Origin of the sequence: Domibacillus enclensis, assembly GCF_900156125.1 — a bacterium.
In the GTDB taxonomy this organism is placed as follows: Bacteria; Bacillota; Bacilli; order Bacillales; family Domibacillaceae; genus Domibacillus; species Domibacillus enclensis.
Genome location: NZ_FTLX01000003.1, coordinates 315,608 through 341,769, shown reverse-complemented (window position 1 = coordinate 341,769; position 26,162 = coordinate 315,608). Strand labels below are relative to the sequence as shown.

21 protein-coding genes are annotated in these 26,162 nt (G+C 46.6%); all 21 read right to left on the bottom strand.

The annotated features are described in order from the left end of the window. The 21 genes from yfmH to infB all read right to left on the bottom strand — a co-directional run bounded on the left by yfmH (window position 1) and on the right by infB (window position 26,132). Window positions 1–1,296, bottom strand: a complete 1,296-nt coding sequence (yfmH, locus tag BW952_RS08440) for an EF-P 5-aminopentanol modification-associated protein YfmH (RefSeq protein ID WP_045849981.1) — start codon at window positions 1,294–1,296, stop codon at window positions 1–3. Beyond that, window positions 1,296–2,573 carry an EF-P 5-aminopentanol modification-associated protein YfmF gene (gene yfmF / locus BW952_RS08435; RefSeq protein ID WP_045849982.1) on the bottom strand — a complete coding sequence of 426 codons (1,278 nt, stop codon included), beginning with the start codon at window positions 2,571–2,573 and terminating at the stop codon, window positions 1,296–1,298. Before yfmF ends, yfmH begins: the two co-directional genes overlap by 1 nt. 115 nt (window positions 2,574–2,688) lie before the next feature. Continuing rightward, window positions 2,689–3,648, bottom strand: a complete 960-nt coding sequence (locus BW952_RS08430) for an ABC transporter permease (protein ID WP_045849983.1) — start codon at window positions 3,646–3,648, stop codon at window positions 2,689–2,691. Continuing rightward, window positions 3,649–4,698 (bottom strand): ABC transporter permease, encoded by a 1,050-nt coding sequence (locus BW952_RS08425; RefSeq protein ID WP_045849984.1) that lies wholly within the window; start codon window positions 4,696–4,698, stop codon window positions 3,649–3,651. It lies immediately after the preceding gene. Continuing rightward, window positions 4,691–6,217: an ABC transporter ATP-binding protein gene (locus BW952_RS08420; RefSeq protein ID WP_045849985.1), complete on the bottom strand. Its 1,527-nt coding sequence runs from the start codon at window positions 6,215–6,217 to the stop codon at window positions 4,691–4,693. The genes BW952_RS08425 and BW952_RS08420 overlap by 8 nt, the downstream gene beginning before the upstream one ends. Window positions 6,218–6,377: 160 nt before the next feature. Continuing rightward, the gene (locus BW952_RS08415; RefSeq protein ID WP_045849986.1) at window positions 6,378–7,469 is read right to left on the bottom strand and encodes a BMP family lipoprotein; all 1,092 of its coding nucleotides are present in this window, start codon (window positions 7,467–7,469) and stop codon (window positions 6,378–6,380) included. A gap of 46 nt (window positions 7,470–7,515) precedes the next feature. Next, the gene (locus tag BW952_RS08410; protein WP_045849987.1) at window positions 7,516–8,241 is read right to left on the bottom strand and encodes a GntR family transcriptional regulator; all 726 of its coding nucleotides are present in this window, start codon (window positions 8,239–8,241) and stop codon (window positions 7,516–7,518) included. A 353-nt stretch (window positions 8,242–8,594) separates the two neighbouring features. Continuing rightward, window positions 8,595–10,871 carry an FtsK/SpoIIIE family DNA translocase gene (locus BW952_RS08405; protein ID WP_045849988.1) on the bottom strand — a complete coding sequence of 759 codons (2,277 nt, stop codon included), beginning with the start codon at window positions 10,869–10,871 and terminating at the stop codon, window positions 8,595–8,597. Window positions 10,872–10,974: 103 nt separating this feature from the next. Beyond that, window positions 10,975–12,642, bottom strand: coding sequence for a ribonuclease J (locus tag BW952_RS08400; RefSeq protein WP_045849989.1), 1,668 nt, complete (start codon window positions 12,640–12,642; stop codon window positions 10,975–10,977). A 142-nt stretch (window positions 12,643–12,784) separates the two neighbouring features. Continuing rightward, the gene (gene dapA / locus BW952_RS08395; RefSeq protein ID WP_045849990.1) at window positions 12,785–13,651 is read right to left on the bottom strand and encodes a 4-hydroxy-tetrahydrodipicolinate synthase; all 867 of its coding nucleotides are present in this window, start codon (window positions 13,649–13,651) and stop codon (window positions 12,785–12,787) included. A 45-nt stretch (window positions 13,652–13,696) separates the two neighbouring features. Beyond that, window positions 13,697–14,905, bottom strand: coding sequence for an aspartate kinase (gene dapG / locus BW952_RS08390; protein WP_045849991.1), 1,209 nt, complete (start codon window positions 14,903–14,905; stop codon window positions 13,697–13,699). A gap of 39 nt (window positions 14,906–14,944) precedes the next feature. After that, window positions 14,945–15,997: an aspartate-semialdehyde dehydrogenase gene (asd, locus tag BW952_RS08385; RefSeq protein WP_045849992.1), complete on the bottom strand. Its 1,053-nt coding sequence runs from the start codon at window positions 15,995–15,997 to the stop codon at window positions 14,945–14,947. Between the two features lie 169 nt (window positions 15,998–16,166). Further along, complete coding sequence (locus tag BW952_RS08380) at window positions 16,167–16,760, bottom strand: dipicolinate synthase subunit B (protein WP_045850070.1); 594 nt, start codon at window positions 16,758–16,760, stop codon at window positions 16,167–16,169. A gap of 15 nt (window positions 16,761–16,775) precedes the next feature. Further along, the gene (gene dpsA, locus BW952_RS08375) at window positions 16,776–17,648 is read right to left on the bottom strand and encodes a dipicolinate synthase subunit DpsA (RefSeq protein ID WP_045849993.1); all 873 of its coding nucleotides are present in this window, start codon (window positions 17,646–17,648) and stop codon (window positions 16,776–16,778) included. Window positions 17,649–17,763: 115 nt separating this feature from the next. After that, window positions 17,764–19,008, bottom strand: coding sequence for a M16 family metallopeptidase (locus BW952_RS08370; RefSeq protein ID WP_045850071.1), 1,245 nt, complete (start codon window positions 19,006–19,008; stop codon window positions 17,764–17,766). Between the two features lie 195 nt (window positions 19,009–19,203). Beyond that, window positions 19,204–21,324 (bottom strand): polyribonucleotide nucleotidyltransferase, encoded by a 2,121-nt coding sequence (gene pnp / locus BW952_RS08365; RefSeq protein WP_045849994.1) that lies wholly within the window; start codon window positions 21,322–21,324, stop codon window positions 19,204–19,206. 89 nt (window positions 21,325–21,413) lie between these two features. After that, on the bottom strand, window positions 21,414–21,683 hold the full coding sequence (gene rpsO, locus BW952_RS08360) for a 30S ribosomal protein S15 (protein WP_018392393.1): 270 nt from the start codon (window positions 21,681–21,683) through the stop codon (window positions 21,414–21,416). 111 nt (window positions 21,684–21,794) lie between these two features. Then, window positions 21,795–22,757, bottom strand: coding sequence for a bifunctional riboflavin kinase/FAD synthetase (ribF, locus tag BW952_RS08355; protein ID WP_045849995.1), 963 nt, complete (start codon window positions 22,755–22,757; stop codon window positions 21,795–21,797). Window positions 22,758–22,778: 21 nt separating this feature from the next. Beyond that, on the bottom strand, window positions 22,779–23,672 hold the full coding sequence (truB, locus tag BW952_RS08350; protein WP_045849996.1) for a tRNA pseudouridine(55) synthase TruB: 894 nt from the start codon (window positions 23,670–23,672) through the stop codon (window positions 22,779–22,781). Between the two features lie 90 nt (window positions 23,673–23,762). Continuing rightward, entirely contained in the window at window positions 23,763–24,113 is a 351-nt protein-coding gene (gene rbfA, locus BW952_RS08345; RefSeq protein WP_045849997.1) for a 30S ribosome-binding factor RbfA, read from the bottom strand. 24 nt (window positions 24,114–24,137) lie between these two features. Beyond that, complete coding sequence (gene infB / locus BW952_RS08340; RefSeq protein WP_045849998.1) at window positions 24,138–26,132, bottom strand: translation initiation factor IF-2; 1,995 nt, start codon at window positions 26,130–26,132, stop codon at window positions 24,138–24,140. Between the last annotated feature and the right edge of the window lie 30 nt (window positions 26,133–26,162).

Below are 26,162 nucleotides of genomic sequence, written 5' to 3'. Positions count from 1 at the left end.
TTATGCCGTCTCTTTTGGCAGAACAAAGCAGGAGGAAAAACGCTCTTCTTCAATCATCTTCCGGGCGAATGCCGTTACATCCTCCAGCGTCATTTCTTCTAAAACCGGCACCGTTTCAAACAAGTTCAAGCCATTGAATTGATAGCGTGTGAACTGGTTGGCGATAAATTCAGGAGAATTAAACGCTCGTAAAGTAGAGCCGATTTTTTTCTTGCGGGCACGGTCAAACGCTTCCGCTGATAAATGAATGCCTTCTTTCGCATCAAGCAGCTGCTTTTGGATGCGTTTTTCTAATGTTTCCGGCTGATCGGTATCGCCTCCAACGAGTGCAAAGCTAAAGCCGCGCTCGCCGGTGTAATCGAAGCCGAATGTATCATCAATTAACCCCGCGCTGTATGCTTTTTCGTAAAAGCGGGATGTTTTGCCAAACAGCATTTCAAGAAGCAGGCTCGCTGCCAGTTCCTCACGCAGCTTCTCCCTTCCTGTAACGGCCGAGGCAGGCATTTTAAAGCCGACTTCACATTTTGACGAGTTGACGTTCATCCGAATTTCATGATGGGCTTTTGCTGCTTTCTCCGGCTCCTCCGGGAATCGTCTTTGCACGGGAACCGGCTCCGGAAATGATTTTTTCGCCTGATTGTCACGTACAAGCTGCATCATGTCCGCCGGGTCCACCGGGCCGACAATAAACAGCGTCATGTTCACCGGATGATAAAACGTGTTATAGCACGTATATAAATGATCCTTTGTAATATCCGTTATCGATTCAACCGTTCCGGCGATATCGATTTTCACAGGATGCTGCTCGTATAAATTTTCAATTAAGCCGAAATACACGCGCCAGTCAGGATTGTCATCATACATGCGGATTTCCTGGCCGATAATGCCTTTTTCTTTTTCAACGGTTTGTTCAGTAAAATATGGAGCTTGAACAAAATCAATCAGTGTTTCGGTATTTTCTTTAATATTCGAAGTTGCTGAAAACAAGTAGGCCGTTCTTGTAAACGACGTGAATGCATTGGCAGAAGCTCCCTGGCTGCTGAATTTCTGAAACACGTCTCCATCTTCTTTTTCAAACATTTTATGCTCAAGGAAATGAGCAATTCCGTCCGGTACATGGATATAATCGGATTCACCGTTTGGAATAAATTCATTGTCAATGGATCCGTAATTCGTCGTAAACGTCACGTACGTTTTATTAAAGCCCTGCTTTGGCAGGATAAATACATTTAATCCATTGTCGAGCTTTTCATGAAATACTTCTTCCTTCATCTGGTCAAAAACGTTTTTCTCCATTACTTTTCCTCCTTGCCTGCCAGGAAATACACGGTGTCAACTGTAATCGTTCGGGCAGCCTGTGCGGCTTGTTCTTTTGTGACCGCGTCAATGTCCTGAAGCCATTGGTCAACGGGACGGCTGGTGCCAGATGCAATGTTGTGATAAAGCACTTCTACCATGCCCCGTGCGGTGTCTGCTGATTCCTGAAGCTGGTTTTTCAACAATGCTTTTGTTTGGTCAATTTCAAGATCAGTTATCGACCCTTTCTTCATTTCATCCAGCTGTTCGTTCATGATTTGAACGGTTTTATCATAATTTTTCTGATCAATACCCGCGAGCATCATGATAAAGCCTTTATGGCTGTCAAAACGGCTCGCTGCATAATAAGCCAGGCTTTCCTTTTCCCGGACGTTCATAAATAACTTGGAATGGGCGAAAGCACCTAATATTCCATTGCATACCTGCATGGCTACAAATTCAGGATCTTTATACGTAATGGACGTGCGGCAGCCGATATTCAGCTTGCCCTGGTTTAAATCCTGCGTTTCCCGGATCACGCGAACGTCTTCTCCGGCGTGGCCCGTATCGGTGATCATCTCGCTGGGCGTGCGGTCTTCAAACGGCAGGTGCTTCTTCATTTTTTGAACAGCCTGATCCGCTTTCACATCACCGATCACAAAAATGTCAATCGTATCCTCGGCGAGCGCCTTTTGATAATACGTATACAAAGAAGCATTGTCGATTGGTTCAATTTTTTCCAAAAGCCCCCCCGGCGGTATGGCGTACGGATCATCTTTGTACATTTCTTCCACAAGCTTTAATGAAGCATAACGGGTTTTATCGTCATAAACAGACCGGATTCGCTGCTGAAGGCTCCGCTTTTCCTGTCGAATCGTTTTTTCAGGGAATACCCCTTCCTTCAGCTTTGGCCGGAATAAAACATCCGCCAGAAGCGACAGCGCTTTGTCAAACAAGTCATTTTCACCGTGCAAATATTTTTCATTCGCCACTTCCATTGTAAAGGTGAGTACATGCTCATTCCCTTTTTTAGCAGAATCAGCGAAAAACAAAGCACCATACAGGTCATCTAAAGCGGAACGAAAAGCAGCCGCTGACGGGGCATTTTCCGTTCCGGACTGTAAAACATGCGGGAGAATCGCCCGCATCGTCACCGTTTCTTTATCAAGCGGCGCCCTCATTTTGATCATAATCGTGTTGGTTTTGTATTTTTCGGTTTCTAGGACATGGATGCTGCATCCCGATGTCTGAAACGTCTGTTCACGTGTTGCTTCCATCGTACTCCTCCTTCAAATCCAGCTGCTAAGCATCTCTTTCTAGTATATCTTCACTATACAGGACCATTCATCAAATGAAAAAGAAAAAGAATCCCGCTTTCACGGGATCCCTGTTTTACCGGCTGCCTTTAATATACGGCGTTCCTGATGCTTTTGGTGCATCGGCCCGGCCAATAAATCCGGCAAGGGCTAAAATGGTTAAAACGTATGGCGCAATGAGCAAGTAAACAGCCGGCACATTCTCTAAAAACGGAATGCTGGTGCCGACAATGCTTAAGCTTTGTGCAAAGCCGAAGAAAATCGCGGCTCCCATCGCGCCAAGCGGATGCCATTTACCGAAGATCATCGCGGCCAGTGCCATAAAGCCCTGTCCGGTAATCGTCGAATGGCTGAAATCAAGCGAAATCGACTGAGCATACACCGCCCCGCCAAGACCGCCGAGCACACCAGAAAGAAAAACCGCAATATAGCGGATCTTCGCGACATTGACACCCATTGTATCTGCCGCCATCGGATGCTCACCAACAGAGCGGAGACGAAGGCCAAATGGCGTTTTGTACAGCACAAACCAGGAAACAAACGCAATGACAAACGCCCAGATGGTCGGTCTTGCAATATTGCTGAAGAAAATATCGCCAATCACCGGAATGTCACTTAAAAACGGGATGTCCTTCCGGATAAACCGGCTGTCGATCATGTCCGTCTGGCCTTTATCGTAAATGAGTTTCACTAGGAATAAAGACAGACCGAGCGCCAGAAAGTTAATGGCGACACCGCTGACAACCTGGTCAGCACGAAATGCAATTGACGCAACGCCGTGCAAAAGAGACAGCAGTCCGCCTGCCAGCATAGCTGCCAAAAGCGAAACCCACGGTGTCATATCGCCAAACGTATCGACAAACGTTAAGTTGAATACGATCGCGGTGAATGCTCCAATGATCATAAGTCCTTCTAATCCGATATTAACAACGCCGGACTTTTCCGAAAAAACACCGCCGAGCGCTGTGAAAATAAGCGGGGTTGCTGCGAACAGGGACGAAGAAACAATTAACGCGATAATCGTTAACGCATCCATTTATTTCGCCTCCTTCTTTTTAAAGCGGCTTAAAAGCCAGGTAATCATATAGCTTGAAGCGACAAAGAAAATAATGAGCGCAATGACGATTTCAACCAGTTCATTTGGCACGCCGGATTCAATCGGCATATTCAGCGATCCCACCTTTAACGCTCCAAACAAAAGAGCTGCGAGCACAACACCGATGGCTGTATTGCCGCCAAGCAAAGCGACAGCAATTCCATCAAATCCAATGCCTGAAAATCCGGAATTGATAAACATATTGCCAAACGTTCCGAGCCCCTGCATCGAACCGCCGATACCGGCAAATGCACCTGAAATGACCATTGACAGAACGATATTCCGGTTGACATTCATTCCTGCATATTCAGATGCATGCTGGTTGTAGCCAACTGCGCGCAATTCGTAGCCCAGCGTCGTTTTTTCAAGCAAAAACCACATGATGATAGCAGCTAGGACTGCCAGGTAAAGCCCGTTATGAAGCGAAGAGAAATCCGTTATATTTTCAAGAAACGGTGAACGCAAACTCGCCGTTTCATTTACCACATCCGTCGCATCCGAGCCATCACTAATGACGTTGCGGATAAAATGGTTTGTGACGTGGAGCGCTGTGTAGTTCATCATAATGGTCACGATGACTTCATGGACACGGAGCCTGGCTTTCAAAAATCCTGGAATGAATCCCCACAAAGCACCTGCTAACGCACCCGCTCCAATCGCCATTGGCAAATGAATGACTTTCGGAAGATCGGTGAAGGCCACCCCGACCCACACAGATGCGAGCCACCCAACTAACAGCTGACCTTCCACTCCGATATTGAAGAGCCCTGTACGAAACGCAAAGGCAACCGCCAGACCCGCAAAGATGTATGGCGTCATTTGGCGGAGTGTTTCCCCTGTGTAAAAGGTGTCACCGAATGCACCGTTCCAAAGGGCCATATACCCTGCGGCTGGATTGTTCCCGCTCACAAGCATAATGACCGCACCAGCTAATAAGCCAAGCAGAACGGAAATCACAGGAACTGCTAATACAGTCCATTTTTTAGACACGCTCACCCGCCCCTTTCTTAGAACCCGCCATCAGGAGGCCAAGCTCTTGCTCCGTTGTTTCTTTCGGCTGGACGACCGCAACAATTTGCCCTTCATAAATAACGGCAATCCGGTCAGAGACATTCATAATTTCATCCAGCTCAAACGACAGAAGCAGCACCGCTTTTCCGTTGTCGCGCTGCTCAATCAAGCGGCGATGAATAAATTCAATCGCCCCTACGTCCAGTCCGCGTGTTGGCTGTGCGGCAATCAGCAAATCCGGGTCACGGTCAATTTCACGGCCGATAATGGCTTTTTGCTGGTTTCCGCCTGAAAGAGCCCGTGCCAGCGTCGTTTCAGATGGCGTGCGCACGTCAAACTCTTTAATCAAGGAGGCTGCTTTTTTGTACACTTCCTTATAATTCATAATGCCTGATTTCGAAAATGGCTTTTGGTAATAGGTTTGAAGAACCATATTGACGCCGATCGGATAATCAAGCACAAGGCCATGCTTATGACGATCCTGCGGAATGTGGGCAACACCTGATTCTGTTACTTTTCTCGGCTTAAACGAGGTGATGTTCTTCCCGTTCAGCATAACCGTTCCATTCGAAACCTTGCGCAAGCCTGTAATCGCTTCAATTAGTTCGCTCTGGCCATTGCCGTCGACGCCGCAAATCCCAACAATTTCTCCTGCCCGTACGTCCAGATTCAATTCACGCACAGCCTGGACACCGCGTGAATCATTTACAGATAACCCCCGGATTTCAAGAACATTTTCAGCGGGCACCGCTTCTTTTTTTTCGGTTGTAAACGTGACATCGCGTCCGACCATAAGACTCGCTAAATGGTTCGGATTCGTTTCCGTCACATTGACGGTGCCAATCCCTTTTCCTTTACGTATAACGGTCACACGGTCACACACTTCCATAATTTCTTTTAGCTTATGCGTAATGAGAATAATCGACTTTCCTTCTTTAATTAGCGCACGCATAATTTGAATCAGCTCTTTAATTTCCTGCGGTGTCAGCACAGCGGTCGGTTCGTCAAAAATCAGAATTTCTGCTCCGCGGTACAGCGTTTTTAAAATTTCGACACGCTGCTGCATGCCGACTGAAATATCGGCAATTTTCGCCGATGGGTCAACCGCAAGCCCGTACTGCTCAGAGAGTTCACGAACCTTTTGCTCTGCTTGCTTCATATTTACGGTTCCGAATTTTTTCGGTTCATTCCCGAGGACAATATTTTCTGTTACCGTGAATGTATCGACGAGCATAAAGTGCTGATGAACCATTCCGATGCCGAGATCGTTTGCAATATTTGGGTTGGTAATGTGCACATCTTTCCCGTTTACCTTTATGACACCGGCTTCCGGCTGATACAAGCCAAACAGCACATTCATGAGCGTCGATTTACCGGCCCCGTTTTCACCAAGCAATGCATGGATTTCTCCTTTGGCGAGCTGAAGCGTAATATCATCATTGGCAACAAAGCCGTTAAATTCTTTTCGAATGCCGAGCATTTCAATAACGTAATCCACTTGTTCTCACTCCTTTATTAAAGGTGTTTTGATGATCCTGTAGGATGTCTGACCTTTCACGCGAAAATTTTTTTAAAAATCAAGGCAGTACAGGTTCTCTGTACTCCCGTCATTTTTAAAGACGTGCCGGCTTTTACACCGGCACTGCTGCATTTAACAATTAGTTGCCGCTTGGTGCAGTTGGTACTTCAACTTCACCATTTTTAATTTTTTCTGTCCATTCTTCAACTGCTGCGATTGATTCTTCTGACAAATTATCCTGTGAAGGCGCAATGCTTACACCGTCTGCTTCAAGACCGTATTCGATCACTTCGCCGCCTGGGAATTCATCGTTCATCGCTTTTGTTGCCACGTCCTGTACAGCAAGGTCAACACGCTTCACCATAGATGTTAGCGTTACGTTCATTTCTTCGCCGTTTACTGTTACTTTTCCTTCTTCGACTTGGTCACGGTCAACACCGATCACCCATACTTCTTTTTCAGGATCTGTTTCTTTCAAGCTTTTTGCTTCTGCAAACACACCGTTTCCTGTACCACCAGCTGCATGATAGATAATATCAATGCCTGAAGAATACATAGCAGATGCCATTTGCTGGCCTTTATCCGCTTTGTCAAACGCACCGGCAAATTCGATTGTGACATCGGCATCCGGATTTACTGCTTTCACGCCTGCTTCAAAACCGCCGGCGAATTTATTGATCAAATCACTTTCAATCCCGCCGATAAAGCCGATTTTGTTCGTTGTCGTTTGAAGGCCTGCGACCACTCCGACAAGGAATGACCCTTCATGCTCTTTAAACGTAATGCTTGTCACGTTATCAAGACCTTCTACAACGTCATCCACAATCGCAAATTTGCTTTCTGTACGCTGTTTCGCGACTTCTTCAATTGCTGGCTTCAGCTTGTAGCCAATTCCGTATGTTAAATCGAATTCGTTACGCACTGCTGTATTTAAGTTGGTTTTGTAATCGGCATCACTTTTTGATTGAATATAATCAAAACCGTCTGTGCCTTTTTCAAGTCCATTTTCTTCACCGAACGCTTGAAGGCCTTCCCATGCTGATTGGTTAAATGATTTATCATCCACACCGCCAACATCGGTGACCATGGCTACTGTAAACTTGTCCGTTTCTTCGCCGCTGCCGCCTGCGTTATCTGTTGTTTCTTCCTCTGCACCGCCGCCACACGCGCCTAAAATCGTGCCTGCTGCCAAAACCACGGACATCGCAAAACCAAACTTACGTTTTTCCATTTGTTTACGCCCCCTAAAAATTGTTTAATTAACGTGAATGCTTGGCCTACATGCGTCTGCGCAGAACGTGAAAGCTAAACTTGTCCGAACGAAAGTAGTTCACCGAGTAAAGCACGGGTACATCCTTTTCGGTGTAATGGAGCTGTTTGAGCGCAAGCAGAGCTGTTTCAGGTTCGCATTCAAGAATCGGAGACACCACCTCATGCCAGCCGTATGGTTTAATGTCTGCTACAGCATGGGAAATGGGATGAACCGCCTGTTCATCGAATAAAGTAAATAATGACTCCTGACCTGCGTCAAACTGTCCCGGAAATAGTGCTTTCGGTATTTTATCAATACAGTACACAACCGGTGCTCCATTTGCTGTTCGCACTCGTTCAATGACCATTAGTTCCGCGTCTTTGTCACACGCTAGTCGACGGGCATCCTCCTCTGTCGCCTGCATCACAGCGGACGAAAGAAAAATGGTGCCTGGTTCCATTCCTGCGTTCACAATCATGTCCGTCGTGCTAATTAGCTGCTCAATCCCGGACATAAACAACGGCTTTGAATGAACAAAGGTCCCCACGCCATGCCGCCTGATAATGACATTTTCTTCTTCTAAGATCCGAAGTGCTTCTCGAAGCGTTGCCCGGCTGACGCCGAGCTGTTTAGCCAGCTCAAATTCTGAAGGCAGCTTTTCTTTTTCTTTGTAAATGCCTTCTTCGATGTCTTTTTTCAACCGGTCAATCACCTGTAGGTACAAATGCCGGTTATCCTGTTTTATGGACATGAAATCACCACCTTTTCTTTTCATTCGCATGAGACATCAGACCTCTGAGGTTTAACATTTACGCTAATTTCATTTAACATATCATTTTTTTAAATAATTGAAAAGATGTTATTTCAGCGAATAAACAGTTAACTTGTTATATATTCTTACAACTGAATCATTATACAGATAAAACAATCAGCTATTAGCAAGCGCTTACATAAAAGTGAATATTATATGTGAAAAAAATTTTCAGCGGGTGAGTCCTTCCATGCTGTTTACATGGAAAAAGCCGAACGACTGCAATCGTCCATATGACGCTGCGCATAATCGTTCGGCTTCTTTCGCTTTCAGACCATTTTTGACCTACTCATTTACACTTGATCCTCGGACGGCTTTGGCAGAAGGACGGTCCGCGGCTTGCTGCCTTCGTACGGACCAATGACGCCTCTCATTTCCATTTCATCAATTAACCGGGCAGCCCGGCTGTAGCCGATCCGGAATCGTCTTTGCAGCATCGAAACGGAGGCGGTTTGCATTTCTGAAATAAGCTGAACAGCCTCGTCATAAAGCTCGTCCTCCGATTGGCCCGTCGTCTCTGGAATATCTTCCGGGATCATTTCTTCCTGATACTGTGCTTTTTGCTGTGAAATCACAAAATCCACGACATCTTCTACTTCTTCATCTGAAAGAAATGCTCCTTGTACACGGATTGGCTTGACGGCTCCGGACGGATAAAACAGCATGTCACCGCGTCCGAGCAGCTTTTCGGCTCCGCCCATATCCAGAATCGTCCGTGAATCTGTCGCTGACGAAACAGAGAAGGCAATTCGGGACGGAATATTCGCCTTGATGACACCGGTGATGACATCTACCGACGGACGCTGTGTGGCAATAATTAAATGAATGCCTGCGGCGCGGGCCATTTGAGCAAGCCTCGTGATCGAGTCCTCCACATCATTGGACGCGACCATCATTAAATCGGCGAGCTCGTCCACAATGACAACGATATACGGCAAGTGGGGCTGCTTCTCCCCTGTTTCGTTATTGTGCTTCGTTACATGACCGTTATAGCCTTCAATATTACGAGTGCCTGTATGAGAAAACAGGTCGTACCGCCGTTCCATTTCACCGACGACTTTTTTCAGCGCCTGTGATGCTTTTTTGGCATCCGTCACGACGGGTGCGAGCAAATGAGGAACGCCATTGTACACATTTAATTCCACCATTTTCGGGTCAATCATCATCATTTTCACTTCATGTGGCTTCGCTCTCATTAAAATGCTGGTAATGATGCCGTTAATGCACACACTTTTTCCGCTGCCCGTCGCGCCGGCAACTAATAAATGCGGCATTTTGTTTAGCTCAGCTGCAATGGCTTCCCCGGTAATATCACGGCCCAGAGCAGCCATAAGCTTGGATTCCTTTTTTTCATGCTGCTTTGCTTCAATAACCTCACGAAAGCTGACCATCGCCACTTCTGCATTCGGCACTTCAATGCCGATTGCCGACTTTCCGGGAATAGGGGCTTCCATGCGAATATCCTTTGCGGCAAGAGCAAGAGCCAGGTCGTCTGTTAAACCGACAATCTTGCTTACTTTTACACCTGTGTCCGGCTGTACCTCATACTTCGTTACGGCCGGACCTAAATGGATTTGAACGACCTTTGCTTTGACACCAAAGCTTTGAAAGGTTTTTTCAAGCTTTTGAGCATTTTTTTGAATGTGTTTTTTTTCATTGCTTTGATCGGCTTGCTGCGGCTTTTGCAAAATAGAAAAAGGCGGCAGCTGATAATCGGTGTTTTCTTCTTCTGTAAAAGATAAAACCGCCGGCTCCTCTGTTTCCTGCTTCTCCACTTGTGTTTCTTTGGGCGACTTGTGCACTGGCTCATCTGCATATGCTTTTTCAGCAAAGCTTGAGATGACAGGCGCCTGTTCCGTTACTTCCTCTGGAAATTCCGGCTCAGATACAGGAATCGCTGTTTTCTCAGCAGCAGGCTTTTTCCGGTTGTGCTCTTTTTTTCTTTCTGCCCACTGGTCCTTTTTTTCGTGCCAGACTTCTTTAACTTTTTCACCTGCTCCTATACATCCATGAACCAGCTTTTCCATCAGCGGCTTTCCACCAATCAGCAAAACGCCCAGTGCAAACAAAACCACCATGAAAATCCAGGTACCCGGACGGCCGAACAGGAAGAAAAAGAAATGGAACAGAGCTCCACCAGCCATCCCTCCACCGATGTCCGCATTGCTTATGCCTGAGATATTTTGTTTATACAACTGCCAGGTTTGGGCTGTGTAGTTCACGCCTTCTGATGGATTGGCAAACAATCGAATGTGCAGCAGCAAAAGAACACTTGCGATAATAGAAAGCAGTCCGGTGATTTTCTTTTTCCAGATGGGCGGCCGTTCTTTTTTAATGATCATGAAAGTGGCCATTCCCGCGATACCAATTAACCCCACCGCATAAAGAGCACCGAAGAAAAAAGAAGCGGCTCCTTTAATGATTTCCCCGGCAGCCCCTGTTCCAAGAAGACCGATCGCCGTGACAGCCAGCAGCAGGACACCAGCTCCTTGTATCTTCAGTGAATCGACCCGTTTTTTTTCTTTATTCGTCCGGCGTCGCACCGGTTTTTTTCGATTTTTTTGTGCCATTATTGTCCACCTTAACCTTTTCGTTCTTTAAACAATTGAAAGCAGCCGATACCGGCTGCTTTCACATTATATCACATATAAAGGAACGAGAACATATGAGCGATTATACTTCCATGATAATCGGCAAAATCATCGGACGGCGTTTTGTTTTTTCGTGAAGGAATGAATTCAGCTGGTCACGAATGTCCTGCTTGATGCCTGACCACTCGAATGTTTCCCCAGCCAGATTTTTCTCAACAATGCTGGTGACAAGCTTCACGGAATCTTCAATTAGCTTTTCAGATTCACGTACATACACAAATCCACGTGAAATAATTTCAGGTCCTGCTACAATCCGTTTTTGTTTTTTGCTCAGCGTAATGACAACGGTGAAAATACCGTCCTGTGACAGCAATTTGCGGTCGCGAAGAACAATATTGCCCACATCGCCGACACCAATGCCGTCAATCAAAACGTTCCCTGCTGTGACACGGCCCGCTGGACGCATTTGTCCGTTTTTGAATTCAATGACATCGCCTTTTTCCGGAATGTATGTGTTTTCCGGTGGAATGCCGGTCATTTGAGCAAGCTTGGCATGCGCTTTTAACATACGGTATTCACCTTGGATCGGAATGAAGTATTTCGGCTTCATTAAGTTCAGCATGAATTTCAAGTCTTCCTGCGACCCGTGCCCGGACACATGTACACGGCGGCTTCCCGTCAATACATTCGCACCGGCGCGGTAAAGAAGATTGACGGTTTTCGCCATTAACAGCTCAAGACCGGCAGACGGTGTTGCTGTAATGAGCACAGTGTCGCCTTCTTTAATTTTCACATGGCGATTCGTGCCCTTGGCCATTTTTTGCAGCGCTTCGATCGGCTCTCCTTGAACACCTGTCGCCAAAATAACGACTTCGTGATCAGCATGCTTGCTGATTTCATTTAAGTTGATTAAAATATCGTCTTCTACATGCAGGTAGCCGAGACGAATGGCAATGTCGTTCACACGCTGAATGCTTTTCCCGCTAACGGCTACTTTCCGGCCATTTTCAAAAGCGGCGTCAAAAACCTGCTGCATGCGAATTAAGTTTGACGCAAACAAGGACACGATGATCCGGCCGTTTGCGGAATGAAAGGCATCTGATAACTGCGTCGCAATGACCGATTCAGATGTTGTATGACCCGGACGCTCCGCTTCAGTTGAATCGGATAACAGAGCAAATACCCCGTTCTTGCCAAGGGCAGCCATTTTGCCGATATCCGGCGCATAATGACCTTTTGCACTCTGGTCAAATTTAAATTCGCCCGTATGCACAATCGCGCCTTCTGACGTATGAATCGCAACGCCAACCGAATCCGGAATGCTGTGGGTTGTCCGGAAAAACGTGACATCCGCATGATCAAAACGAAGCTTTGACTCTGAATGAACGTTGTAAAACTTCACATCTTCTTTTACATTTTCTTCCCGCAGGCGCATTTTAGCCAGCGCCAGCGTTAATTTTGTTCCATACACAGGTGCCTGCACTTTTTTCAGTACATATCCGAGCGATCCAAGTGCGTCTTCATGACCGTGTGTAAGAAAAATGCCTTTCACTCGTTCTTTATTTTCCTCCAAATACGTAACATCTGGAATAACGATATCGATGCCCAGCATTTCGTTTTCTGGAAACATGAGGCCTGAATCGATCACAAAAATATCCTGATCCACTTCCACGACGGTCATGTTTTTCCCGATCTCTCCAACTCCACCGAGCGGAATGATTTTAATTAACTCGTTTGTTCTCTTGCTCACATTATTTCCTCCTAAACATTTAAAAAGCCCGTTCCACACATTACGTCTATTATAAGCGATGGAGAAAATGAAAGCCAATACTATCTAAAAAAAGCCGTTTTTTTGCAAAAACAGCTGCAAAAAAACGGCTTGATCTATTTGATTAAAGAAGGGTTGAAAGAGTCGTTCGTTCTTCTTCTGTTAACGGAATGAGAGGGAGACGGACACCGCCGACATCGAGTCCTTTCATCTGCAGAGCTGTTTTTACCGGCACCGGGTTCGGCGCTGCAAACAAGCCGCGGAACAGCGGAAGAAGCTCCTGATGAATAGCCGCTGCTTTTTGAACATCTCCATTCAAAAAGGCGTTGACCATTTCCTTCATTTCATTCCCTGCCACGTGCGAAGCGACAGAAATAATGCCTGTGCCGCCTACTGACAAAATGGGCAGTGTCAGTCCGTCATCACCGCTGTATACGAGAAAATCATCTTCCGTATTGGCGACGATTTCAGTAATAATATCAATGCTTCCGCTTGCTTCTTTTGTAGACATTATATTCGGCACTTCATTGGCCAGCCGAATCGTTGTTTTTGGATCAATCAAGATAGACGTCCGCCCCGGGATATTGTAAATCATCACCGGCAGCTTAGTGGCTTCAGCAATGGCTTTAAAATGCTGAAACAATCCTTCCTGACTTGGCTTATTGTAATACGGAGCCACCAGCATAATAGCGTCGACGCCTTCAGCCTCTGCTTTTTTAGTCAGCTCAATGGACGCGCGTGTGTCATTGCTGCCTGTTCCCGCGATAACCGGAATACGTCCGCCTACAACCTTCACTGTATGACGAAAAAGGGCAACTTTCTCTTCTGATGTAAGCGTTGGTGATTCGCCTGTTGTACCTGCAATAACGAGAGAATCCGTTCCCGTTTGAATTAAATGTTCGATCAGCTGTGTGGTTTTATTGAAATCAATATTTCCTTTTGAGTCAAACGGCGTGACCATTGCCGTCGACAACCGGCCGAAAGAAATCATATGCAATCGCCTCCTAATTCCGGCTTCCTAAATCTATTCAGCCTGTTATTCATTGATTTGTGGTAGTAAAAATGCATCGTGCAAAGCGTTGACAGCAGCCGGCATCTGTTCTTCCTTTACGAGGACCCAGATCGTCGTATGGCTGTCTGCCGACTGCATGATGTTTATGCCGCATGCTGCGAGCGCCGACACAATTTTAGACGTGACACCCGGTACACCTGTCATGCCCGCGCCGACAACCGACACCTTTGCACAGTCAGGCTCCAGGATCGGCGTATAGCCGCTTTCTTCTAAACGCTTTTTTGCTTTGTCCGCATCGCCATCACGGACCGTATACGTTACACGGTCTTCTGAAATATTGATAAAATCAACGCTGATGCCTTCACCAGCCATTAATTGAAAAATGTGAGCCTGTTCATTTGTTTGAACGCGAATCCGTGTAATGCCGGTTACATGAGCAATTCCGGTCACAAGCCGGTCACGGGCATCTGAACCGCGGTTGTCATCTGGTGAAGAGGTAACAAGGGTACCTGTTTCATCCGTATACGTCGAACGGATGCGCAAAGGCACTTTTGACTGCATCGCAATTTCAACAGCACGGGGATGAATCACTTTTGCCCCCTGATACGCCATATTGCACACTTCTGTATACGTCACCACCGACAAAGGACGGGCATTTTGTGCAATTCTTGGATCAGCCGTCATAATGCCGTTTACATCGGTAAAAATATCGATGAATTCGGCTTGAAGAGCGGCTCCAAGTGCTGCAGCCGATGTATCACTGCCTCCACGGCCCAATGTCGTCACTTCACCCGATTTCGACATGCCTTGAAAGCCGGCAACCACTGCTACGTCACTTGTTTCAAGCTCGTTTAGCAGTCTGGCCGGCTTCATTTCGATAATTTTCGCATTCATATGGTCGTGATCGGTCATAAAACCAGCTTGCCCGCCTGTCAGAGCCACCGCCTTTAAGCCATTTTCCTTCAGCATGGCTGAAAAAACGAGCGTTGAAATAAGCTCCCCTGTGGACAAAAGCAAATCGGTTTCACGCTTTGTTAACGCGCCGCCCCCGCTTCCGGCAAGCGAAAGAAGCGTATCCGTTGCATACGGATCGCCCTTTCGCCCCATTGCGGATACGACAACGACGACTTTATATCCTTCACGTACTGCGCGCTGAACATGAACGAGCGCACTCAGTCTTGACTGTTCATCCCGGACGGATGTACCGCCAAATTTCTGAACGATGATCTTCACTCTATACACCTGGCTTTCTCGATTAACGTTGCAGCCGGTTTATTTTTCTGTGACAATTCCCATCTCGATTAACGTTTCAGCAATCTGCACAGAATTCCAGGCTGCTCCTTTTAACAGGTTATCAGAAACAACCCACATATGGAAACCGTTATCTGTATCAAGATCTTTGCGAATCCGTCCGACAAATGTATCATTTTTACCGACACAATCAGCCGGCATCGGATAAAGTTGTTCAGATGGATTATCCTGAAGAACAACACCTGGCGCGTCTTTCAGCAGCGCTTGAATATCTGCTGCTGTTAAGCCGCCTTTTTCCGTTTCGATATACAGTGATTCGGAGTGTCCTGTTGCAACCGGAAGACGGACACATGTCGCTGCCACTGGCAGGTCTTCCATATGCATAATTTTCTTTGTTTCGTTAATCATTTTCATTTCTTCGTATGTGAAGCCGTTGTCTTGAAATTTATCAATTTGCGGAATCGCGTTAAAGGCGATTTGATAATGTTTTTTATCGCCGCCGACCGGCAAAATTTTCGGTTCAAACGGTTCGTTGTTCACGATCGCTTTTGTTTGCTCATACAGCTCTTCCACCGCTTTGGCACCCGCACCTGAAACCGCCTGATAGGTGGATACAATGACTTTTTTCAAGCCGTACGCTTTACGGATCGGCTCTAGCGCCACAAGCATCTGAATCGTTGAGCAGTTCGGATTGGCGATGATGCCGCTGTGCGTGCGCAAATCTTCTTTGTTCACTTCTGGAACGACGAGCGGCACGTCCGGATGCATACGGAATGCACTTGTGTTGTCAATGACAATGGCCCCGCGTTTTGCTGCTTCAGGCGCAAGTGCTTCTGACACACTGCCTCCTGCTGAAAACAGTGCAATGTCAATCCCTTCAAAGCTTTCCGGCTTCGCTTCTTGAATCGTTACGTTCTCGCCTCTAAAAGAAACGGTTTTTCCCGCTGAACGGGCGGATGAAAGAAGCGACAATGCCTTTATCGGGAAATTGCGCTCTTCCAGCGTTTTTAACATTTGCTGCCCGACCGCTCCCGTCGCACCAACGACGGCCACGCGAAAACCTTTGTTACTCATGTAAATCTTCCCCTTCCAGAATAAAAAGTTCATCTTTTTGCATAAAGATACATTGTCGAATAAAGGTGAATGTTGAAAAAAGTATCTCTATACTCATAATAGCATTATTTTAACACAATAAAGGGCGATGAAAAGAAGAAAATCAGCTGCGGCTGAAAAAAGCAGTTATTTATCCATGAACGGATGGATATTCCCGCAGCAGTGGCTGAATCTGCTTATGCAAAAGGGCCTGTGCGACGGTTTCAGGGATTAACTCCATGAATGCAACGAGTGAATTAGGCTTTTTGACCGGATCATCCTGGCCAAATGGAACAAAGTAAATATTTTTCGTATTCAACAATTTTGTGACATTATGACTGTTTAGTCCGAGCGCATCGTTTGTCGAGATCGCGAGAACCACTGGGCAGCCATTGCGGAGCGTGGCTTTTGCTGCCATTAAAACAGGAGAATCCGTTGCGGCGTTTGCCAGCTTGCTGATGGAATTGCCTGTCATCGGCGCGATGACCATGCAGTCCACTGGAATTTTAGGCCCTAGCGGCTCGGCATCCTGAATCGTTGAAATCGCTTTTCTCCCAGCTGCTTCTTCTACTTTTTTCAGCCACTCACCTGCCGCACCAAAACGACTGGCTTCCTTTTGCACAGTTTGCGTAGCAACGGGCACGACATCTGCTCCTAGTTTTTTCATGCGTTCGACAATGGGCACGACCTCTTCAAATGTACAATGGGAACCGGTTAAGCCTAATCCAATCCGCCGTCCTGCCAAAAATTGCTCCACTCCTTACAATCCCCTTTCTTTTCTCCATTCCTCTACTGCATCCACCAACACATGGGCAATAATCTCGCCAGCTGTCTTCGGGGCAATTTTCCCCGGCAGCCCGAGTGCATGAACCGTTTGAATATTCAATTGTTTTGCCATGTGAAAATCCGTTCCACCCGGCTCTGAGGCAAGGTCAATGATGAGAGCCTCTGACTTCATCGGAATGAGCACTTCTTTTGTTAAAACCGGAGCGGGCACCGTATTAATCACAACATCGGCTTCCTTTACCGCTTTCGGCAGCTGATCCATATAAATCGGCTTCAAGCCCATTTCTTTTGCTCGAGCGTACTTTCCGGTTTCTCTAACAGCCACTTGTACAGTGGCGCCTGTTTGGTGAAACAAGCGGGCGGTCGTTACCCCCACTCTGCCCAGGCCAATGACGATCACATTGGAGCCATGAATCGTATGATCCGTTTTCTGCATAGCAAGCATAAGCGTTCCTTCCGCGGTCGGTATGGAATTTAAAACAGCTGCGTCTTCCCGGTCAAACAAGTACAATACTTCTCGCTTAACGAGCTTTTTCAGTGCCGGTGTGGCAATCCCGCTAATGACGATGCAGTCGTCACTGAGTGAGTCCACCAGCTCTTTTGTTAAAAAAAGCGGTTCCGATGAGAAAGTGGCATCCACCAGCCCGCCATTTTTCACACCCGATACGGGCAAAATAAACAAATTCATGGCTGAGATCGATACATCCTCCAATTGAATCATTTTCGCTCCGGCAAGATCGTTCGCTTTTTGGTCAAATCCTGCCATAAACACATGGAAGCCGCGTTCCATCAATTGGCGGCTTACTTCGATCTGTCTGGCATCCCCGCCAAAAATGAATGCATTCATGAACTCATCTCCTCCAATTGCGGCGTATTCTTTTTATAGTATGGAATTCGTCAGTCCGCTGTGCGTTTTGATTTCGTGAAAAAAGGAATCCGCTTTAAGCGAATTCCTTTCATGATTAATTCAAACCTGCAGATTGAGGCCATTTGCCGTCAGGGCTGATGAGTGAGGCTGAGAATGGTTTGTCGAACAGCTCCACTGCCAGCTCGTCCACGCGTTCTTTTGTCACTCCATCGATTAATGAAACGACTTCATCCAGTGTGCGGTGGCGCTTCAGAAGAAGCTCATTTTTGCCGTTTCGGCTCATCCGGCTGTTCGTACTTTCCAGGCTGAGCATTAAGCTGCCCTTTAGCTGCTCTTTGCTGTTGTGCAGCTCTTTTTGGGTCAGTCCTTCTTTTTTCACAAGCTCGATGGATTCAATGATCGTTGCGTACAATTCATCCAGCTGCTCCGCGCCCGTTCCTCCGTAAAACGTAATGAGGCCTGTGTCCTTATACGAGGAGTGATAAGAATAAACGGAGTAGGCTAGCCCGCGCTCCTCACGCACTTCCTGGAACAACCGGCTCGACATGCTTCCGCCGATTATATTATTCATCACAATCAAATTGTAAATATCTTTATCGCCAATCGAAATGCCTTCATAGCCAAGGCACAGGTGAGCCTGCTCTGTTTCTTTTGACCGTGATTTTTTTTCATATCGGAAATCAGAAACAGGCTCCATTACCGGTGCTTTGCCGCCTTCGTATTCACCGAACAGCGCTTCCGCTTTTTTCACAATATCCTCTGTAATATTGCCGGCGATAGAAATGACGACCCGGTCCGGTGTATACATGTTGTACATATATTCTTTTAATGTATCACGGGTAAAACCGGCCAGTGTTTTTTCTGTCCCTAAAATAGGCAACCCGAGCGGATGATTGCCGTAGGCAGCACTGCTCAATAGATCGTGGACAATATCGTCCGGCGCGTCCTCATACATTTTAATTTCTTCTAAAATGACGTTACGCTCTTTTTCAAGCTCGTCTGTATCAAATTTAGAATGAAAAAACATATCGGCGAGGACATTTAATGCATGATCTGCATGGTTATCGAGCACTTTGGCATAATAGCACGTATATTCTTTAGACGTAAACGCATTAACCTGACCGCCAATGCTGTCAAAGCTTTCTGCAATTTCTTTTGCACTTAATGTATCGGTTCCTTTAAAAAACATATGCTCAAGAAAGTGTGACACACCGTTTAACGCTGGAGATTCGTCGCGTGAGCCTGTGGCAATCCATATTCCGATGGCCGCTGAACGTACAGTCGACATTTCCTCCGTTACAATCGTCACACCATTCTTACAAGTAAATCGTTTTATCAACGTAATCATATCCCCCTAATTTCTGTTTCGTCTCGTTGTCATATGATAATATCAATGAATAACAATACCACACTTCCGCACGCATTGCTACCTGTTAAAAAAATTCAAGATCAAAAAAAGAAAGCCGAACGCCTGCGATATTTCGCATGAACGTTCGGCTTCCTCTTCTATTCAAAACCTTTTGTTTCAAGCTTCTTACTGTTGTTTTGCTGCTTCTTCTTTTTCACGCTGTTCTTTTAAGACCGCTTTTCTTGATACGTTCACACGGCCCTGGTTGTCGATCGCGATGACTTTCACCAGGAACTCATCGCCCATTTTCAAGACGTCTTCCACTTTTCCAACCCGCTCTTCCGCCAGTTCAGAAATATGGACAAGTCCGTCTTTTCCTTTGAACAATTCAACAAAGGCACCGAATTTTTCAATCCGTTTCACTTTGCCCATGTACAGCTCTCCTACTTGAACCTCGCGGACGATGTCTTCAATAATTTTCTTGGCACGTTCGTTGTCTTCTTGATGAATAGATGAAATAAAGACCGTTCCATCCTGTTCAATGTCGATTTTAACGTTCGTTTCTTCAATAATTTTATTGATTTGTTTGCCACTCGGTCCGATGACATCACGGATTTTATCCGGATTAATCGTCATTGTCATAATTTTCGGCGCATACGCAGATAGTTCTGTCCGTGGCGTATCAATCACTGACAGCATGTGCTCAAGAATATGCATTCTGCCTTCTTTCGCCTGCTGAAGCGCTTCTTCTAAAATCTGGCGGCTTAAGCCATCGATTTTAATATCCATTTGCAGGGCTGTTACACCTTTTGCCGTACCCGCCACTTTAAAGTCCATGTCGCCCAGGTGGTCTTCCATGCCTTGAATGTCAGATAAAACAGTGTAGTGCTCGCCTGTTTTCACAAGGCCCATTGCGATGCCCGCTACTGGCGCTTTAATCGGCACACCTGCGTCCATCATTGCCATTGTGCTCGCACAAATGCTTGCCTGAGAAGAGGAACCGTTAGATTCCAGCACTTCTGATACAAGACGAATTGTATACGGGAAATCCTTCTCATCTGGAATGATTGGATAAAGCGCCCGTTCTCCAAGTGCCCCGTGTCCGATTTCGCGGCGTCCCGGTGCCCGCAGAGGGCGTGTTTCTCCTACACTGAATGAAGGGAAATTGTAATGGTGCATAAACCGTTTTGATTCTTCTGTACCGAGTCCGTCCAAAATTTGAACGTCGCCCAGCGCACCAAGCGTTGCAATGCTCAACACTTGTGTTTGTCCGCGTGTAAACATCGCAGATCCGTGCGTACGCGGAAGGAGTGTTGTTTCAGACGCCAACGGACGGATTTCGTCGATTTTACGGCCGTCCGGACGGATTTTTTCTACTGTAATTAAACGGCGAACTTCTTCTTTCACCATTTTATCTAGAATGGCGGATGCTTCACCAAGTGATTCTTCTTCGCCTTCCGACACGAGTGCTTCTTTCACCGCGTTTTTCACTTCGGTGATGGCTTCTTCACGCGCATGTTTTTCAGCAGTTTGAATCGCTTGCTTCATGTCCGCCTCGCACATCGCACGGATTTTCGCTTCCAGCACTTTGTCGTTTTCGTAAAGAGCCACTTCACGTTTTTCTTTGCCCATTGCTGCAACAATTTCTTCCTGGAAGGCAATCAAGCGCTTGATTTCTTCATGACCGAACATGATCGCTTCAAGCATGATGTCTTCCGGTACTTCGTTTGCTGCCGCTTCCACCATGTTAATGGCTTCTTTTGTACCGGCAACCGTTAAATCAATATCACTTTGCTCGATTTGATCAACATTTGGATTGATGACAAATTCTCCATTGATACGGCCAACGTTTACACCGGCAATCGGTCCGTCAAATGGAATATCAGATACGGATAGTGCAAGTGATGAACCGAACATGGCAGCCATTTCAGAAGAACAATTTTGATCGACACTCATGACCATGCTGATCACTTGAATTTCGTTGCGGAAGCCATCTGGGAAAAGCGGACGAATAGGGCGGTCAATTAACCGGCTTGCAAGCGTTGCTTTTTCACTCGGGCGGCCTTCACGCTTGATGAATCCGCCTGGGATTTTACCTGCAGCGTACAAACGCTCTTCGTAGTTCACCGTTAACGGGAAAAAATCCACGGCTTTCGGTTCCTTTGACGCCGTTGCAGCGCTTAGAACAACCGTATCGCCATAGCGGATAAGAGCTGAACCGTTTGCTTGTTTGGCGATTTGGCCAACTTCTACTGTAAGTTCGCGTCCTGCCCAGTCAATGGAAAATGTTTGCTTTCCTTGTTCCATTTAGTTGCACCTCTCTTTATTTCAAAAGTTATTTACATATACGTTTTTTTCCTAACAAAAAAGCGGGAAAAATCCCGCTTTATCGTGAATTACCGGCGTAAGCCAAGTTTTTGGATCAACTCGCGGTAACGAGCTACATCCTTGTTACGAAGGTATGAAAGCAAGTTACGACGGCGGCCGACCATTTTCAATAGACCACGACGTGAATGGTGATCTTTTTTATGCGTACGTAAGTGGTCATTCAGCGTGTTGATTTGTTCAGTTAATACAGCGATTTGCACTTCTGGAGAACCAGTGTCGCTTTCGTGTGTTCTGTACTCCTGAATTAGTTCGTTTTTGCGTTCTTGTGATAATGCCATTTTGTATTTCCTCCTTTAAATGTGTTTCATCCCCGACGGCCGAGCATGCGTTGGAGAATCGCAATGCCGAGCAGCGGTTCAAAATGTCAAGCACTGTTTATTATACGAAACTTAGCTCTTTCCGTCAAGACGTTTGCTGTCGAAGAATTGGACAGCTGCTTGTTTGTCTCGTTCAATCTGCGCGGTTAATTCTTCTATTCCGTTAAACTTTTGCTCGCCGCGCAGCCGGATAAACCAGTCCACTTCGACCTCTTCCCCATAAATATCTCCTGAGTAGTGAAAAATATGCACCTCGATGGATAAAACCGGCTCGTCCGGGCTTTTAAACGTGGGACGATACCCTACATTGCACACACCTTCGTGCCATTCATCCTGCACACGGATTTTCACAGCGTATACACCTGTCATCGGCAAAAAGTAATCATCCGCCGGTTCGATGTTAGCCGTCGGAAAGCCGATTTTCCGTCCGCGCTTATCTCCGTGAATAATCGTTCCATGCAGGCGGTATGGACGGCCTAACAGATCCGATGCATCACGGACAAGACCTTCTGACAGCAGCTCTCTTATTTTGGTTGAGCTGACCTTTTCCTGATCAATCGCAAGCTTTTGAACAGCTGTATAGGTGAACTCACCGCGGGAATGAAACATAAGTGTGTCCATTGTTCCTTTGCCGAGACGGCCGTATGTATAATCAAAGCCGGCTGTCACATGCCGGGCATTTAAGCCGATGATGAACTGATCAACAAATTGCTGCGGCTCAAGCGCAGCAAAGTCAGATGTAAACCGGACGATAAACAAATAGTCGATTCCCATCTCCTGAATCAGCCGCTTTTTTTCTTCAAGCGGTGTGATATGACGGATGTGCCGGTGCTTCCGGCCAAGAACAACCGATGGGTGCGGGTCAAATGTCATCACCGCACTTTTCCATCCCTTTTCTTCTGCTGTTTTTTTCGCTGACAGCATCACCTGCTGATGGCCTTTGTGCACACCGTCAAAAAAACCAAGTGCAAGGGCCATTGGCTCGAATTCTTCTTTTTTATAATTGTGCGGATGGCGAAGCATCATCACTTCCATATGTTCACACCTGTCCTTCTATCATTGTGGCATGACTTTAACCGGCTTGATTTTCCCTTCCTTCTCAGGATGAATCCGGTAAATAGCTAAAAAAGACCCGTTTAAAAACACAGCAGCCTCCTGCGCCTGTAAGGGCCAATCAGCCGGCATCTCAAGTACAGCTCCATTTTGAATCATTACAGCTACTTTATCATGGACATGCCACTTCGGCAAATGAGAAATCGCCGTCTCTACTGGCTTCAACATGGATTCCGGCAGTAAGTCGGCCATTTCACCAAGTGTCACGCAGTCCTTTTGTGTAAAGCCGCCCGATTCTGTCCGCACAAGCTTGGACATGTGAGCAGGATAGCCGAGTTTTTCGCCGATCATCACAGCAAGCGTTCGGATATACGTTCCTTTTCCGCATACGACCCGAATAGAAAAGCGCACTTCACCGTTTTTGTATTCCATCTCGCTGATTTGTTCGAGTTGATAAATCGAGACTATTCTGGATGGGCGTTCGACTGTTTCGCCGGCCCGGGCGTATTCGTACAAACGGCGGCCGTTCACTTTCACCGCCGAATACATGGGCGGTGTTTGTTCGATGTCACCTATTAAGCTGTTCAGCACGTCCTGCAAGCTAGTCTCAGAAATAGGTTTCTCCACCTTTTTTTGATCAAGGACCGCTCCAGAGGCATCCTCGGTTTCTGTCGACGTCCCAATCGCCACCTCTGCCACGTACGTCTTTCCGCTGTCTGTAATGTATTCTGCCAGCCTCGTTGCATGTCCAATGCATAAGGGCAGTACGCCTTCTACATCGGGATCAAGAGTCCCCGTGTGCCCGACTTTTTTTGTTCGTAATATTTTTCTCGCTTTAAATACACAATCATGCGAGGTCATGCCTTTTTCTTTCCAAAGCGGCAAAATGCCATTCATGCCGTTTTCCTCCTGTCCATGTCGTCGTAAAGAAAAAAGCGCCTTTTCAAGCAGCGGAATCGCTCCGCCGCTTTGTAAGGCGCTTTTTCATTATGATGGATCTGAATCTTTCAGTTCTCTTAAGAGCGTGTCGATTTTATTGCCATAGGCAACCGACTCGTCGAATTCAAACATCAGCTCCGGTGTTTTACGGAGACGGATTCGCGTACCGAGCTCTGAACGGATAAACCCTTTTGCTTTCGCGAGGGCCTTTAATGTCCCTTCCCGTTCTTCTTCACCGCCAAGCACTGTAATGTACACAGTCGCCTGCTGTAAGTCGCCCGTCACCTCTACATCCGTCACGGTCAAAAACCCGATACGGGGATCTTTTACTTTACGGCTTAAGATCTCCGTTAATTCTTTTTTCATTTGCTCTGCAACACGATTCGAACGCATTGACATCCTTTTCACTCCTTGGGGCGAAGGTTACTTGCGCTCGATTTCCTGTTCGATGAACGCTTCAATGATGTCGCCTTCTTTTACATCGTTAAAGCCGCGAACTGTAATTCCGCACTCGTACCCTTGCGCAACTTCTTTTGCATCATCTTTAAAGCGTTTCAGTGCATCTACTTCACCTTCGAAGATCACGATGCCGTCACGAATCAATCGAACGCCTGAATCACGCGTGATTTTGCCTTCTGTTACATAGCTTCCCGCAATGGTGCCGATTTTAGACACTTTAAATGTTTGGCGCACTTCAGCCTGTCCGATAATTTTTTCTTCAAATTCCGGATCAAGCATTCCTTTCATCGCCGCTTCAATCTCTTCAATGACCTTGTAAATAATACGGTGCAGACGTACTTCAACTTCTTCTGCTTCCGCTGTGCGTTTTGCATTCACATCAGGACGAACGTTAAAGCCGATGACAATCGCATTAGAAGCGGATGCCAAAATAATATCGGACTCCGTGATCGCTCCAGCGCCTGTATGAATAATCTTGACATTTACGCCTTCGACTTCAATTTTCTGAAGAGCTGCAGCAACAGCTTCAACAGACCCTTGTACGTCTGCTTTTAAGACGATGTTTAAGTCTTTCATTTCCCCTTGCTTCATGTGTTCAAACAAGTTATCAAGGCTTACCTTTGTTTTCTCGCTGCGCTGCGCCTGAAGGGCATCCTGTGCACGGGATTCCCCGATTTGACGAGCTGTTTTCTCATCTTCGAATACAACAAAACGGTCGCCGGCGAGTGGCACATCGCTTAAGCCTGTAATTTCAACCGGTGTTGATGGACCTGCTGTTTTTACACGGCGGCCAATGTCGTTGACCATGGCACGTACGCGGCCAAATGTGTTCCCAACTACAATTGGATCGCCCACATTTAATGTTCCATTTTGCACGAGCAATGTCGCAACAGAACCGCGGCCTTTATCAAGCTCGGCTTCAATAACCGTCCCCATTGCTTTACGCTTCGGATCTGCTTTTAATTCTTCTACTTCTGCTACAAGAAGAATCATTTCAAGCAGTGTGTCAATTCCTTCGCCATGCTTTGCAGACATTGGCACGAAAATGGTTTCGCCGCCCCATGCTTCAGGTACAAGTCCATGTTCCGTCAGTTCCTGCATCACACGATCCGGATTGGCGCCCGGCTTGTCAATTTTATTCACCGCTACGATAATTGGCACTTCTGCAGCTTTGGCGTGGTTGATCGCTTCAACTGTCTGCGGCATAACACCATCATCTGCAGCGACAACAAGAATCGTAATATCCGTCACTTTTGCTCCACGGGCACGCATTGTTGTAAACGCAGCATGTCCTGGTGTATCAAGGAAGGTGATTTTCTTTCCGTTTGTTTCTGCCTGGTATGCACCGATATGCTGTGTGATACCGCCGGCTTCTCCTTCAGTGACCTTCGTGTTACGGACCGAATCAAGCAATGTTGTTTTCCCGTGATCGACGTGACCCATAATCGTCACAACAGCCGGACGTTCAATTACATTGCCATCCGTGTCTTCTTCTTCAAAATACGTTTCCAGGTCCGCTTTATCAATTAAGATCTCTTCTTCAACTTCTACATTAAACTCGCTGGCTACGAGTTCAATCGCATCTTTGTCAAGCTCTTGATTGATTGTGGCCATGACGCCAAGCATAAAGAGCTTTTTAATCACATCAGATGGCTCAACGTTCATTTTCTTCGCTAGTTCAGCAACCGTTAACGAGCCAGAAAAAACGATTTTTTCTGGAATTTCTTTCTTTTTCACTGGAATCGGCTGCTTTGGTGCGCCTTTACGCTGACCTGAACGGCCTTTGCCGCGCGGGCCGCCATTGATGCCGCGTGAGCCTGGTCTTGAACCGCCACGTGCACCGCCCTGACCCTGCTTTTGCTGGCCTGGTTTTGAACCGGTTGGCTTTGGCTTTGCCGGTCCGCGGTTTCCTGCTGGTTTATTTGTGCTTGATTGTTGATTTGTTGGTTTATTATTCAAATGTAAACAGCCTCCTTGTCATGACAGATT

What these genes read in the sequence shown, in the direction of transcription:
- ribF (WP_045849995.1), bottom strand. Translation starts at nt 22,757, where the DNA reads ATGGAAGTGATGATGCTTCGCCATCCGCACAATTATAAAAAAGAAGAA.
- yfmH (WP_045849981.1), bottom strand. Translation starts at nt 1,296, where the DNA reads ATGGAGAAAAACGTTTTTGACCAGATGAAGGAAGAAGTATTTCATGAA.
- asd (WP_045849992.1), bottom strand. Translation starts at nt 15,997, where the DNA reads ATGAGTAACAAAGGTTTTCGCGTGGCCGTCGTTGGTGCGACGGGAGCG.
- BW952_RS08405 (WP_045849988.1), bottom strand. Translation starts at nt 10,871, where the DNA reads ATGGCACAAAAAAATCGAAAAAAACCGGTGCGACGCCGGACGAATAAA.
- pnp (WP_045849994.1), bottom strand. Translation starts at nt 21,324, where the DNA reads ATGGAACAAGGAAAGCAAACATTTTCCATTGACTGGGCAGGACGCGAA.
- dapA (WP_045849990.1), bottom strand. Translation starts at nt 13,651, where the DNA reads ATGATTTCTTTCGGCCGGTTGTCGACGGCAATGGTCACGCCGTTTGAC.
- rbfA (WP_045849997.1), bottom strand. Translation starts at nt 24,113, where the DNA reads ATGTCAATGCGTTCGAATCGTGTTGCAGAGCAAATGAAAAAAGAATTA.
- BW952_RS08410 (WP_045849987.1), bottom strand. Translation starts at nt 8,241, where the DNA reads ATGTCCATAAAACAGGATAACCGGCATTTGTACCTACAGGTGATTGAC.
- BW952_RS08415 (WP_045849986.1), bottom strand. Translation starts at nt 7,469, where the DNA reads ATGGAAAAACGTAAGTTTGGTTTTGCGATGTCCGTGGTTTTGGCAGCA.
- yfmF (WP_045849982.1), bottom strand. Translation starts at nt 2,573, where the DNA reads ATGGAAGCAACACGTGAACAGACGTTTCAGACATCGGGATGCAGCATC.
- truB (WP_045849996.1), bottom strand. Translation starts at nt 23,672, where the DNA reads ATGAATGGCATTTTGCCGCTTTGGAAAGAAAAAGGCATGACCTCGCAT.
- dpsA (WP_045849993.1), bottom strand. Translation starts at nt 17,648, where the DNA reads ATGAATGCATTCATTTTTGGCGGGGATGCCAGACAGATCGAAGTAAGC.
- BW952_RS08430 (WP_045849983.1), bottom strand. Translation starts at nt 3,648, where the DNA reads ATGGATGCGTTAACGATTATCGCGTTAATTGTTTCTTCGTCCCTGTTC.
- rpsO (WP_018392393.1), bottom strand. Translation starts at nt 21,683, where the DNA reads ATGGCATTATCACAAGAACGCAAAAACGAACTAATTCAGGAGTACAGA.